Source organism: Umezawaea sp., from assembly GCF_036375055.1.
GTDB lineage: Bacteria > Actinomycetota > Actinomycetes > Mycobacteriales > Pseudonocardiaceae > Umezawaea.
Map to the genome: position 1 here is coordinate 1 of NZ_DASUSQ010000088.1, position 13515 is coordinate 13515.

General features: G+C 72.7%; 7 protein-coding genes. 2 read left to right on the forward strand and 5 right to left on the reverse strand.

The genetic code is table 11. The features are described 5' to 3' along the window. On the reverse strand, positions 1 to 2094 hold a 2094-nt coding region (locus VFZ92_RS24570; RefSeq protein ID WP_330878379.1), incomplete at its 3' end, for a non-ribosomal peptide synthetase. Between the two features lie 432 nt (positions 2095 to 2526). Here VFZ92_RS24570 and VFZ92_RS24575 point away from each other — a divergent pair. Next, positions 2527 to 3837 (forward strand): Zn-dependent hydrolase, encoded by a 1311-nt coding sequence (locus VFZ92_RS24575; RefSeq protein ID WP_330878380.1) that lies wholly within the window; start codon positions 2527 to 2529, stop codon positions 3835 to 3837. A 9-nt stretch (positions 3838 to 3846) separates the two neighbouring features. On the opposite strand, the gene VFZ92_RS24580 is transcribed toward VFZ92_RS24575, so the two are convergent. The 3 genes from VFZ92_RS24580 to VFZ92_RS24590 form a co-directional block, all read right to left on the reverse strand. Further along, a complete protein-coding gene (locus VFZ92_RS24580) occupies positions 3847 to 5898 on the reverse strand; it encodes an AfsR/SARP family transcriptional regulator (protein WP_330878381.1) in 2052 nt (683 codons plus the stop codon). 762 nt (positions 5899 to 6660) lie between these two features. Beyond that, positions 6661 to 7827: an AbfB domain-containing protein gene (locus VFZ92_RS24585; protein ID WP_330878382.1), complete on the reverse strand. Its 1167-nt coding sequence runs from the start codon at positions 7825 to 7827 to the stop codon at positions 6661 to 6663. 79 nt (positions 7828 to 7906) lie between these two features. After that, positions 7907 to 10729 (reverse strand): AbfB domain-containing protein, encoded by a 2823-nt coding sequence (locus VFZ92_RS24590; protein WP_330878383.1) that lies wholly within the window; start codon positions 10727 to 10729, stop codon positions 7907 to 7909. 428 nt (positions 10730 to 11157) lie between these two features. Here VFZ92_RS24590 and VFZ92_RS24595 point away from each other — a divergent pair, with 428 nt between their 5' ends. Next, a complete protein-coding gene (locus tag VFZ92_RS24595; protein WP_330878384.1) occupies positions 11158 to 12561 on the forward strand; it encodes a DUF2867 domain-containing protein in 1404 nt (467 codons plus the stop codon). A gap of 285 nt (positions 12562 to 12846) precedes the next feature. Here VFZ92_RS24595 and VFZ92_RS24600 read toward each other — a convergent pair whose 3' ends face one another. Further along, entirely contained in the window at positions 12847 to 13467 is a 621-nt protein-coding gene (locus VFZ92_RS24600; RefSeq protein ID WP_330878385.1) for a flavodoxin family protein, read from the reverse strand. Between the last annotated feature and the right edge of the window lie 48 nt (positions 13468 to 13515).

Sequence of the window (13515 nt, forward strand, 5' to 3'; positions counted from 1 at the left end):
CGCGTGGAACGCCTCCACGTCCCGGCTGACCGCGTACGGCACGACCACGAGACGGCCGCCGGTGGTCAGCGCGCCCCACATCTCCCAGACGGAGAAGTCGAAGGCGAAGCTGTGGAACAGGGTCCACACGTCGTCCTGCCCCAGGGGCAGGTTCTCGCGCACGCCGTCGATGAGCCGCACCACGTTCCGGTGCGTCACCGTCGTCCCCTTCGGACGGCCGGTCGACCCCGACGTGAAGATCACGTAGCAGGCGTTGTCGGGTGCCACCTCGGGCAGCGCGGCACCGTCGTCGGCCACCGCCTCCTCGACGTCGACGGCCTGCCACGGCCCCTCGGGCACGGCGGCGGCGGTCGGCGGGTGGACGAGGACGGTCTTCGCGCCGACCTCGTCGAGCATGAACGACATGCGGTCGGCGGGGAACGCCGTGTCGAGCGGCACGTACACGCCGCCCGCCTTCAGCACCGCGAGGCACGCCACCACCATGTCCGGCGAGCGCTCCAGGCACACCCCGACGCAGACCTCCGGCCCCACGCCCAGTCCGCGCAGCCGCCGCGCCAGCGCCGAGGAGCGCCGCTCCAGCTCCGCGTAGGTCCACGTCGTGCCCGCACCGGACACGGCGACGGCGTCCGGTCGCTCGGCGGCGCGGTGCGCCACGAGCCCGTGCACGGTCGCGGCCGGGAACCGCTCCTCCACACCGGACCACGACGCCACCAGCTCCGCCTCCTCGGCGGAGAGCAGGTCGACCTCGCTGAGCGGGCGGTCGGGCTCGGCGACGACCCGGCGCAGCAGGGTCTCCCAGTGGCCGACGAGGGCCCGCACGGTCTCGACGTCGAACAGGTCGGTGGAGTACTCGACCTCCAGCCGCAGCCCTTCGGCGCCGCGGAAGACCGACCAGGTGAGGTCGTACTTCGCGGTGCCGGTGGGGACGCTGCCGCGTTCGAGGACGACACCGTCGTCGAGGACCGCGGCGTCGTCCTCCTCGTGCAGGGCGAAGACGACCTGCACGACGGGGCTGTAGCTGAGGTCGCGCTCGGGGTGCAGGTGGTTCACCACCACGTCGAACGGCGTCCGGCTGCGCGACAGGGCGTCCAGGACGTCGGCGCGGGTGCGGGAGACGAGTTCGCGGAACGTCGGGTCGTCCGCCAGGCTGGTGCGGACGACCAGCGAGTCCGCGAAGAAGCCGACCAGCTCCTCCAGGGCGGCCGGACCGCGGCCCGCCGTCGGGGAGCCGATCACGACGTCGTCGCTGCCGGAGTGCCGGGCGACGAGAGCCTGGAAGGCGGCGACCAGCGTGACGAACGGGGTCACGCCCTCGTCGGCGGCGAACTTCTCCAGCGCGGCGAGGGGGACGTCGGTCAGGGTCACGTGCTCGGTGCCGCCGCGGTAGCTGAGCTCGGCGGGTCGGGGGCGGTCGGCGCCGAGGTCGAGGACGGCGGGCGCGCCGTCCAGGGCGCGGCTCCACGCCTCCAGCGACCGGGCCGTGGCCGGGCCCTCCATCACCTCGCGCTGCCAGAGCGCGTAGTCGGCGTACTGGACGGCGGGCGGCTCGGTCGGCGCGGCCCCGGTCCGGTAGGCCTCCACGAGCTGGCGCTGGAAGACCTCCAGCGACCAGCCGTCGCAGGCGATGTGGTGGAACGTCAGGTGCAGCCAGTGCGCGTCCTCGGCCAGGCGCAGCACCTGGGCGCGGAGCACCGGCCCCTCGGCGAGGTCGAACGGCCGCCGCGCGTCCTGCTCGACCAGTTCCCGTGCCCGCGCCGGGGCCTGTGCGCCCAGCCCGGTCAGGTCGGTGGTCGGGCAGGCCAGCTCGCGCCGGTCCGACACCCGCTGGCGGGGGCCGTCGGGACCGTCCTCGAACACGGTGAACAGCACGTCGTGGCGGGCGGCCACGGAGCTGACGGCCGCGGTGAGCCGGTCGACGTCCACCGCGCCGGTGAACCGGAGCGTGACGGGCATGTTGTACACGGGGCTGCCCGCCAGCCAGCGGTCGAGGAACCAGAGCCGCTGCTGGCCGTACGAGAGCGGACCCCGCTGGTCGGCACGGGCGCGCAGTACCGCAGGGGCAGGTGTCTGCCTGTCCTTGTGGAGGCTTCCCATGAGTATTCCCTTTCCTGCCGATCAGTATTTACGGCCGTTTTCGCCAAAGGGGTCGAGACGGAACACTAGGGAGCCGCAATCGAGCGGGTCAACAGACCACCCGCCATCAAAGGTCGAACGATGGAGCCGCGATAGCAAGGAAATAGCAATAGCTCCGAAGGGAAAGATTCGCGGTGCGGGCGATAGACCCGCGATGGAGCGATCCGAACACCATCTCTCCTGATCACAGGCCGTGCCGGCACCCCGAGGACGACCACCCGAACCGGCCGCGGGGGCGACTATTCACGACGGTCGGAGCGTCGAATAGGTGGTGCATCGCGCGACGAAAGCCCACCAGTAGCGAGACCGACCACACTGTTGCCGTCCGGGCAGACCGGAGACACGTCTGCGCTGTCCCGCCGGCGATTCGCCCGGCGAACGGGAGGAAGAGCTATGCCCAAGCAGAATCTCCAGGCACGCGGACCGGTCGACGGTGTCCTGGAGGGCCACGCCGGGCTCAGGGTCGACGGCGAGAGGCTGCTCGGCCGGCTGGAGGAGCTGGGGAAGATCGGCGCCGACCCCGCGGGCGGCGTGACCAGGCTCGGGCTCAGCGCCCAGGAGAACGCGGCCATGGCCTACCTGCGGGACCTGTGCGCCGAGGCGGGCCTGGAGACCGAGACCGACCCGGCGGGCAACCTGCTGCTCCACCGCCCGCACACCCGGCGCGGGGCGGCGCCCGTGCTGCTGGTCGGCTCGCACGTGGACACCGTGGTGCAGGGCGGGCGGCTGGACGGCGCCTACGGCGTGATCGCCGCGCTGGAGGTGCTCCAGGTCCTGCACGAGCACGACGTCGACCTCCCCGTCGAGATGGTCGCCGTCGCCTTCGCCAACGAGGAGGGCGCGCTGATCCAGACCCCGTTCTGGGGGTCGCGCGCGCTGTGCGGCTCGCTGGAGGACGGCCTCGCCGCCGAGGACAGGGCCGGGCGGCCGGTCAGCGCGTACCTCACCAGGGCGGGCGGCTCGCCCGAGCGGCTCCAGGACGCGGCGTGGCCGCCCGGCGACATCGCCGCCTACCTGGAGCTGCACATCGAGCAGGGGCCCTCGCTCGAACGCCTCGGCGTGCCGATCGGCGTCGTGGACGGGATCGTCGGGCGCACGATCCTCGACGTCGAGGTGGTGGGCGAGGCCCAGCACGCGGGCACCACGCCCATGGCCGACCGCCGGGACGCGATGGTCGCCGCCGCCGAGATCGTGCTCGCCGTGCAGCGCGCCGCCACCGAGCGGGCCGTGTGCGCGACGGCCACCACGGGCTACCTGGAGGCCCACCCCAACGTCACCAACACGATCACGGGCACCGTGCGGCTGACCGTGGAGGTCCGCGACACCGATCCCGGCAGGCTGGTCCGGGGCGAGGCCGACGTGCGGGAGGAGTGCGCGCGGGTGGCGGCGGCCTCCGGGTGCACCGTCGACGTGCGGGCGTCCATGCGGTCGCGCCCGGTGTCGACCGCTCCCCCGCTCCGGGACGCGGTCAGGGGCGCGGCCGACACCCTGGGCCTGGCGCACCTGACCATGCCGAGCGGGGCCGGGCACGACGCGCAGATCGTCGCGCTCGTGGCCCCCATCGGCATGATCTTCGTGCCCAGCAAGAGGGGCATCAGCCACGCGCCGGGCGAGGACACCGACCCGCTCGACCTCGTGCACGGCGCGAACGTGCTGCTGCACTCCGTCCTGGGCGCGCAGGCCGCGGCGGCGGACCGGATCTGAACCGGGCGGTCAGACCTCGGCGAACGTGACCGTGCACATGGCCAACCCCCAGGCGTGCTCGGCGAAACCGGCGGTGGTCGCCTGCCGCACCGCGGTCAGCACCCAGGACCGCTCGCGGGTGTACCAGCCCGCCGAGTCCGCGACGAGCCGTTCCGACAGCGAGCCGGGCAGCTCCCACCGGCTCGCCCCGTTGCCCGCCAGTTGCAGGTGGTGGCCGCCCTGGTGCCGGTGGGCCTTCTCCGACAGGTGCAGCAGCGCGCCCAGCAGCCGTTCGAACGCCTTCCTCACCGACTCCTCGCCCTCCTCGGCCTGGCGTCGGCGGGCGAAGCCGCGGATCCAGCCGGGGACCCAGTAGCGCGTGCCGTCGGTGTGGGGGCGGACGACCACGAGGTCGGCGTCGGCGAGTTCGTCGAGCAGCGCCTCCGACCGCGCCACGCTGACGTCCAGCAGCGGCGCGCCCACCCACGACGCGAAGTCCGCCGCCTCGACGAGCGGGAGCAGCCGGAAGAGGCGGCGGGCCTCCGAGGACAGGCCCGCGTACGCGGGGTGCACGCCGGTCTGGTCCTCCAGGTCGTCCAGCCAGCTCGACCCGCTGTCGAGCCTGCTGATCATGTCCGCGACCGTCCAGTGCGGGTGCGAGGCCAGGCGGGCGGCGGCCAGGCGCAGGGCGAGCGGCAGGTACCCGCACGCCTCGTTCAGCGCGGTCGCGGCGCCGCGGTCGGCGTCGATCCTGGCGCGCCCCGCGATGCGGCCCGCGAGTTCCAGCGCGCTGCTCTCGGTGAACGGGGTCAGCCGGACGCGCACGGCGGCGGGGAGCCCGGCGAGCGGCTGGCGGGACGTGACGACCACCCGGCACAGCGACGTGCCCGGCAGCAGGGGGAACACCTGGCTCTCCGAGACCGCGTCGTCGAGGACGACCAGGGCGCGCCGGTCGGCCATGTGGTCGCGGAAGGTCCCCGCCCGCTCCTCGGCGCCGTCGGGGATGTCCTGGTCGGCGAAGCCGTACGCGCGCAGGAACCGGCCGAGGATGTCGTGGGGGTCCTCCGGCACGCCGTCGTGCGACAGCCTGGCGAAGAGCTGCCCGTCGGGGAAGTCCGGGGCGAGCCGGTGGGCGGCGTGCACCGCCAGGGTGGTCTTGCCGACGCCGCCCCGGCCCGTGACCACGACCGTGGGGACGGCGGTCCCGTCCCTCGGCTCGGACACCCCGAGGAGGCGTTCGAGGCTGCGCCTGCGGCCGGTGAAGTCGACGATGTCGGCCGGGAGGTGGCGCGGTCCCCTGCTCCTGACCGGGATCGGCCTCGGCTCGGCGGGCCGGGACAGGGCGGGGTCGTGCACGAGGATGCGCTGGTACAGGCCGCGCAGCTCCTCGCCGGGCTCGATGCCCAGTTCGCCGACGAACCGCGCGCGGGCCCTGCGGTACTCCTCCAGCGCCTCGGCCTGCCTGCCCGCCCGGTACAGGGCGGTCATCAGCAGGACGAGCAGGCGCTCGCGCCGCGGGCGGGCGGCGACCAGGGCGGTCAGCTCGCCGACGAGTTCGTGCGGGGCCCCGAGGCCGTGCGCGAGTTCCAGTTCCAGGCACTCCTCGTGCACGGCCAGCCGCCGGTCGTCCAGCGCGGTGGCCACGCCCCGCAGGAGCCTGCTGCCGACGCCCGCGAGCGCGGGGCCGTGCCACAGGGACAGGGCCGACCGCAACTCGGTCGCCGCGCGCTGCGGGGCGCCGTCCGCGACGGCCGCGTGGGCGGCGGCCACGTGCGCCTCGAAGGTGTGCAGGTCCAGTTCGCCCTCCGCCACGCGCAGGCGGTAGCCGGGGGCGCAGGTGTCGACGAGGTCCCGGCCGCCGGAGAGCTGCCGCCGGAGCGAGGAGATGCAGATGTGGATCTGGCTGCGGCTGGTGACCGGGGGCGCCTCGTTCCACACCCCGTCCACGAGGCGGTCCACGGGCACGATCCGGTTGGCCTCCACCAGGAGCAGGCCGAGGACGGTCATCTGGCGCGTGCCGCTGACCTCCAGGACGGCTCCCTCGTGCCGTGCCTCCAGGGGGCCGAGAATGCGGTATTCCATCGTTCGCTCCGGAGTCCTTGGCGACCTCGTGGTTGCTGCGGTAACCACGAGGTCGGTACGTGCGCGTGCCGGGCTCGGTGCCGTCGAGGTCGTGCGGACCGCACGACAGCGCTCTCGTCGAGCACTTCGGTTCTACGAATCGATTATCCAGTCATTGAGAATGCCAATGACAACATTGGACGAGCATATGGATAATCGTAAGCACCGTTCGACGGCACAGGTTTCTAGGCCGAATGCCACGACCGCTGGGCCGAATCCGCCAAAAAACACCACACCGACCGCCTTGTTCATCTCCCCAGGCCGCCACCAAATGCGCAGGAGAGACAGTTTCGCCGGAAGACCAAGACAGAATTCACTTCGAAAAAATTTACTTTGAGGGGTGAACTATCGAGGAACCTAGCACGCTGGGGAACGAGAGGTGAATGCTCCAACCCAGTGAACCGGCGGCGGCGACCACCACGTGATGTAATGCCATAAGGAAGACAGATCCCGCTGGTCGGGGGCATCTTGACCAGCAAAAGCGGGCTCGCGCGTCCAAGCGCCATCAAACGCACTGTCAGTGACGAAGAATGATTGCTCTGCGCGACCGCGCGCATTGTGGAATGAGAGCGCTTCGCCATCCCGCATTGTTCGGGCGAGCCGGCTGAGCGTGGTCGCGACCGGACTTGACGACGGCGGGCGCGGCGCTCGGGGTGCCGCGACGAGCCGTGCGGAGCGACCGCGGTCGCTCCGCACGGGTGGGGTACGTCGTCGTCGGGAGGGTCAGGGCGTCCAGGGCGCGTCGAGCGACCAGCCGAGGTCGGGCACCAGGTTGGCCGCGGTGTCCCACGCGCTGGAGCCGCCGGGGGTCGCCAGCCAGAGTTCGCTGTTGACGTGCCTGAGGTAGGAGCCGGGCAGGTTCCACGCGCTCAGCCGCACGCCGGTCGGCGCGGAACGGCCGCACCACGTGGCGTCGGCGCGCATCAGGGCCGTGCCGTCGTCGGCGCTGATCCGCACGCGGGAGTTCTGGTGGCGCAGGTAGTGGCCCGGGAAGTTGCGGGACTCCAGGCTGTGGCAGCCGCCCGCGAGACCCGGCACGACCCGCCAGGTGGCGTCCGCCTTGAGCAGCGCGGGACTGCCCGCGTCCACGTGGTCGGTGCGGCCCAGCGCGTTCTGGTGGCGGACGTACCGGTCGGTGAAGCCGGGCGTGGTGACGCGCAGCGAGCGGTGGCCCGCGGGCAGGGTGACGGGCGCCCCGTCGTCGCCGGCCGAGCCGGGGACGGCGGCGAGGGCGGCGGCCCAGCGGGCGGCCATCTTGTCGTAGCCCGCGCGGGTGGGGTGGATGCCGTCGGCCAGGTCGGCGGTGGTGAGGGCGGAGTGCATGTCCACGAAGTGCACGCGCGCGCCCCTGGCGCGGACCACGTCGGGCAGGGCGGCGTTGAACGAGGCCGCCCTGGCTTCGAGCACGGGGTCGCCGAGCGGGATGAGCGAGGAGACGAACACGTCGGCGCCGGGAGCCGCGGCCCGGATGTGGTCGACCAGCGCGCCCATGCGGGCCGGGGCGCCGGGCACGTCGTGGTCCTGCACGACGTCGTTGGTGCCGAGGTGGATCAGCACGGTTCGCGGCGCGGCGGCGCGCACCCACGCGTCCGCGTTGGCGTCGACCTCGTCGATGCGCCAGCCGGAGTGGCCCTCGTGGTCGTGGTCGGGCAGGTCGGCCGGACCGCTGGACCGCTGCGAGCCGACGAAGTCGACGAGGTGGCCTGCGTTCGCCAGCGTGCGCCACAGGGAGATCCGGTAGCCGCCGGGGACGGTGAACCCGTCGGTGATCGAGGCGCCCAGCGGCATGATCCGCGTGCCGCCGTTGCTCTCCGCCGCCGTGGCGACGCCCCCGAGGCCGAACGCCGCGAGGAGCAGGGTTGTCAGGACCAGAGCGCGTCGTCGCCACATGTCGAACTCCCGTCGTTCGAGTGAGACTGCGAGGAGGGGGCCGTGGTGGTCGGGGACGCCGACCACCACGGCCCGCGTGCTACGGCGCCCAGGGCGCCGCGACGGTCCAGCTGCTGTCGGCGGTCAGCGTCTGCGGCCTGCCCGCGCCCGAGTCGGCGGCACCGGAGGAGATGTGCACCTGCGAGTCGAAGTGCCGCAGGAACGAACCGGGCTGGTTGATCGACTCGAAGGTCACGCCCGTGCCGCTCAGCCCCGGCCGGGCGCAGAACGTGGCGTCGTCGCGGAACAGCGCCGAGCCGTCGTTCGGGGAGTTGCGCACCCGGCCCGAGGCGTGCCGGAGGAACTGGTTGGGGAAGTTCACCGACTCGAACGAGTAGCACGAGGAGTCTGCGAGACCGCGCCGGACCGTGTAGGTGGCGTCGGCCTTGAGGGTCGCGGAGCTGCCGCCGCTCACGACCTCCGTGTAGGCGAGGCTGTCGGCGTGCCGCAGGTAGCGGTCGGTGTAGCCCCACGTGGTGACCCGCAGGGACTGGCGCACGTTCGTGGCCAGCCGCACGGAACTGCGCCACAGGGCCGGGTCGGTCGTCCCCCACGTCGCGTCGGCGGCGAAGCCGGTCGCGGTGTCCCAGGCGTTGGGCCCGCCGCTGCGCGCCAGGTAGGCGTTGTCGGCGAAGTGCCGCAGGTAGGAGCCGGGGAAGTTCAGCGACTCCAGCGACGTGCCGCCCGCCGCGAGGCCGGGCCGGGCGCACCACGTGGCGTCCGAGGCGAACGAACCGCCCGTGCCTGCCTCGACCCGCACCCGGCTGTCGGCGTGCCGCAGGTAGCGGCCGGGGAAGTTCACCGACTCGAACGAGTAGCAGCGCGCGTCGGCCAGACCCGCCACCGTCCGGAACGACGCGTCCTGGCGGTCCCCGTCAGCGCTGGCGGCGCTGATGACGTCAGTGCGCGCCACCGAGTTGGCGTGCCGCAGGTACCGGTCGGTGAAGCCCGGCGTGGTCACCCGGAACGACCGGACGTGCCCGAGCGTGAGGTCCACCGGGGAGTTGAGGTTGCGCGAGGCGCCGATCAGGTCGGCGTGCGCGGCCCGCACCTGGTTGGTGTCGACCTTCTGCACCTGGCGGTCGTAGGTGAGCAGGCCGTTGTACTCGCCCTCCACGTCGGTGATCTCCGTGTAGACGTAGGCGGAGACGCCCTTGGTGGTCATGAGCTGCTTCACGTCGCGGACCATGCCGGTGTAGCGGTCGTTGAGCTGCGCCGCGCTGGACACCTGCTCGTAGGCGAAGAACTGGCCGTTCGGGCTGTACTCGTGACCGGGGTTGCGCAGCCCGATCCCACCGAACTCGCCGAGCGCGGACACGCGGGTCGCCGACGGGCGCGGCGCGTCGGGCCCGGTGTAGACGTGCCAGTCGATGATGTCGCCCGTGCCGGGATCTCCCTTGGAGGCGCAGCAGTTGTAGCCGCTGTGGGCGTTCACCAGCCGCGTCGGGTCGTAGTTCTTCAGGTCCGTGGTGACCCGCCGGGTGTCGGCGAGGTTCCACTCGCCCCAGCCCTCGTTGAACGGCACGTAGGTGATGACGGCGGGCGAGAACCGGTGCTCGTCGATGATCTCGCGGGCCTCGGTCTCGAACTGCGCGATCTGCGCGGCGGTGCGGTTGGCGTCGGACGTCGGGGTGGACGGGACGTCCTGCCACACCAGCAGCCCGAGGCGGTCGGCGTGGTAGTACCAGCGGGCCGGTTCGACCTTGATGTGCTTGCGCACCATGTTGAAGCCGAGGTCCTTGTGCTTCTGGAGGTCCGACGCCAGCGCCGCGTCGGTCGGCGCGGTGTACAGGCCGTCCGGCCAGAAGCCCTGGTCCAGCGTGCCGACCTGGAACACGAACTCGCCGTTGAGCGTCGGCCGGAGCACGCCGTCGACCAGCTTCGTGCCGACCTCGCGCATGCCGAAGTAGTTCACCACCTGGTCGACGGTCGCGCCGGACGCGTTGCGCAGCGAGACGCGCAGGTTGTAGAGGTACGGGTCGTCCGGCGACCAGCGGCGGGCGTTGGGCACCGGCACGGAGAACTCGGTGAACCCGCCGGTGCTGCTGCCCACCACGGTCGACCCGGCCATCGCCTCGGCCAGCACGGAGTGCCCGGCCGTGTCGCCGCGGGTGAAGACCCGGACCCTGGCGGTGTTGTTGGCCAGGTTCGGGTAGACGTCGACGGAGAACACCGACGTCGCCGCCGTGGGCTCCAACCACACCGTCTGCCAGATGCCCGACGACGGCGTGTAGAAGATGCCGCTGGGGTTGTTGACCTGCTTGCCGACCGGCTGCTTCTCACCGCGCCCGTCGGTCGGGTCGTAGACGCGCACGACGATCTCGTTCGTGCCGCCGTTGAGCTGCGGCGTCACGTCGACCTCGAACCGGTCGTAGCCGCCCTTGTGGGTGGTGACCTGCGTGCCGTTGACCCACACGGTCGCCTCGTAGTCGACCGCGCCGAAGTGCAACTGCACGCGCCTGCCGTTCCACGCGGGCGGCACGGTGAACGTGCGCCGGTAGAACATCAGGTCGCGGTTGTCGTTGCGCATGATCCCGGACAGCGCCGACTCGATCGGGTACGGCACCAGCACGCGCTCGGGCAGCGTCTGCCCCAGCGGCGGCGCCGCGTTCCGGTTCACGCCGCCCGCCCCGTCGGTCGCCGGGTTGAGGAACTGCCACTCGCCGTTCAGCGACTGCCAGTCCGGGCGGGTCATCTGCGGGCGCGGGTACTCCGGCAGCGGGTTGGTCGTGGACACCTGGTTGGTCCACGGCGTGGTCAGCGGCGGTGTCTTGGGCACGACGGCGGACGCGGTGGCGGCGGTGGCGACCAGGCCACCGGCCAGGGCCAGCACGGCCACCGCGGAAGCGACGAGGCGGCGCATCGAACTCCTTCGGGCACAGGGAGGCGCGCGGGATCGGCGCGCCACCCCGGCTCGACGGCTTCGGTGGCGTGCGGAGTCCGTGCGGTGGAGAACGTGGTCGAACGGCAGGGGGTGACCGGCCCCGGAACAGGTCCGGGGCCGACGTGGCGAACGTAACATGAGACATTCGTAAACGGAACAAATCAGAAACAACCAGCAATCAACAGACGAACCTGCTGGCGCACCCCACCGCTCGGCGGTGCCGCACCGGTGCGGCGGCACCGGCAGCCGGCGCGCGCACCGCCGGCACGGCACGAGTCCCCCCGCGCGCTCGACCAGCGCGGTCGTCCACCTGCCCCTAGCGTGGGGCCGATGCGACTCCCCCGCCCCGCCGCCCGGTGCACCCGCCGCCCGACCGGGCGTGCCGGGTCATGACCCGGTGCCTGGTCATGGGTGCCACGGGGTACCTCGGCTCGCTCCTGGTGCCCGCCCTGCTCGACGCGGGCCACGAGGTGAGCGCGCTCGTGCGAGCGCCCGACGCGTCCGACCCGCTCCCGGCACCGGTCACCGTCCACGCGGGTGACGCCACCGACCCGCGCGCCGTGCGCGAGGCGCTGGCGGGCGTCGAGGTGGCGTACTTCCTCGTGCACTCGCTGGAGCGCGACGACTTCGCCGACGTGGACCGCCGCGCGGCGACCGTGCTGGTGGAGGGAGCGGCGGCGGCGGGCGTCCGGCAGGTCGTCTACGTCGGCGGGCCGCGGCCGACGTCCGACGACGTGTCGGAGCACCTCGCCTCGCGCGCGGAGGTCGGTGACATCCTCACGGCCGGGAGCGTGCCCGCGCTGGCGCTCCAGGCATCCATGATCATCGGCCGCGGCTCGACCAGCTTCGACCTGCTCGCCACCGCCCGGCTCTCGCCGTGGGTGCCCGTCCCGCGGTGGATGCGCAACACCAGCAGGCCGGTCGCCGCCGCGGACGTCGTGCACTACCTCCTCGCCGCGGCGGAGGTGGAGCCGCCGGTGCGCGGGACGTTCGACGTGCCCGGCCCGGAGGCGCTGAGCTACCTGGCCCTCGTGCAGCGGTACGCCCGCGTGACCGGCCTGCGCACGAGGCTGCCCGTGCCCGCGCCGCTGTGGTCGCACCGGTTGGCCGCCGCGCTGACCGGCGTCGTGACGGCGATCCCGTCGGCCGTCGCCAGGCCGCTGTTCGAGTCCCTCGACCACGACCTGGAGCCCACCGACGGCGTCGTGACCGACGTGCTGCCCGCGCCGCCGCGCGGTCCGACCACCGTGGACAACGCGATCCGCGCGACCTTCCCGGCGACGGCGTGCCGTGCCGCCACCGGCGCGCCGTTCGTCGACGAGCTGGTGGTGCCCACCACCGCCGGGCCGGACGAGGTCTGGCGCACCATCACCGGTCTGGGCGGCACCACCGGCTGGCACACGATCCCCCTGGTCTGGACCGTCCGCGGCGCGGTGGACCACCTCGTGGGCGGCGTCGGGCTCTACCGGGGCCGGGCGCCGGAGGTCTCCGACGGCGACGTGGTCGACTTCTGGACCGTGCTGCACCGCGACGACGCCGCCCGCCGCCTGGTCCTGCACGCGGACATGAGGATGCCCGGTGACACGGTCCTGGAGATGAGCGTCGAGCCGGGGGCCTACCGCCAGAGGATCACGTTCACCCCGGACGACGTCGCGGGCAAGCTCTACTGGCACCTGCAAAAACCGCTGCACGACGTCGTGTTCACCACGATGGCCCACGGCATCGCCCGCGGCTCGACGTCGACCGGGCGTCGGGCGGTCGCCGAAGCCCTGCGCGACGCGGCGAACCACGTCGCGGGACGGCTGCGGTAGCCGGGGCCGCCCCGGCCGTGGTGGTTCGCTACGTCGTCAACGGCCGGTCGGCCGACCGGTGGTCGACCGCCAGGGGGCGCTGTGGGCTCGTCGGGCGTCGTGGTCGAGCCCACCCGGCCGCGCGGCGGATCGCGACCGGTCCGCGGGCGTGGACGGCGGTGCGGGCGTCACCGCGCACGCGAGGACCTCTGGGTGCGGATCGGTGCGTCGGAGACGTCCACCCCACCCAGAGGTCCTCGCTCGGTCGACTCGACGCGCCGTCCACGTCCCAGTCGGTCACAACGGCTAGCTCGGCGGGTACTGCTCGGCCTTGAGCAGCCGCGCGAGGTGGGCGGCGTTGGCGGCGAGGGTCTTCGTGGCGGACGCGGTCGCGTCCGGGGTCTTCTCCAGGTCCTTGTAGTCCTCGCCCTGCATGGCCTCACCGTTCCAGTAGGTCACACCGCTCGCCGGGATGGTGAACCCGACGTCGTTGAGGCACTGGAACAGGTCCGCGCTGATCTTGTGCGTGCCGTCCTCGTTGCCGACCACGGCGACCACACCCACCTTGCCGTAGGTCAGCAAGCGGCCCTCGTCGTCCTTTTCGGACAGTTCGCCGTCGAGGCGCTCCACCGCCCGCTGCGCCACGCTGCTGTGCTGGCCCACCCACGTCGGGGTGGAGATCAGGAGCACGTCGGCGGCGAGCATCCGCTCCCGGATGGACGGCCACTCGTCACCGGGCCCCATGTCCGTGAGCACACCGGGTTTCACGTCGTGGTCGACGAGCCGGACGCTCTCACCCGTCACGCCGTGCTCGGCCAGCGCGGCCAGCACCTGGTCGGCGATGAGCTGGCTGCTGGACTCGGCCGGGGACGGCGACAGCGTGCACACGAGGGCCAGGGCGCGCAGCGGTGGGGTTGAGGTTGTCATGTCCAGGAGTTACCCACGACCGCCACGCCCCACACCGGCCGGGCGTTC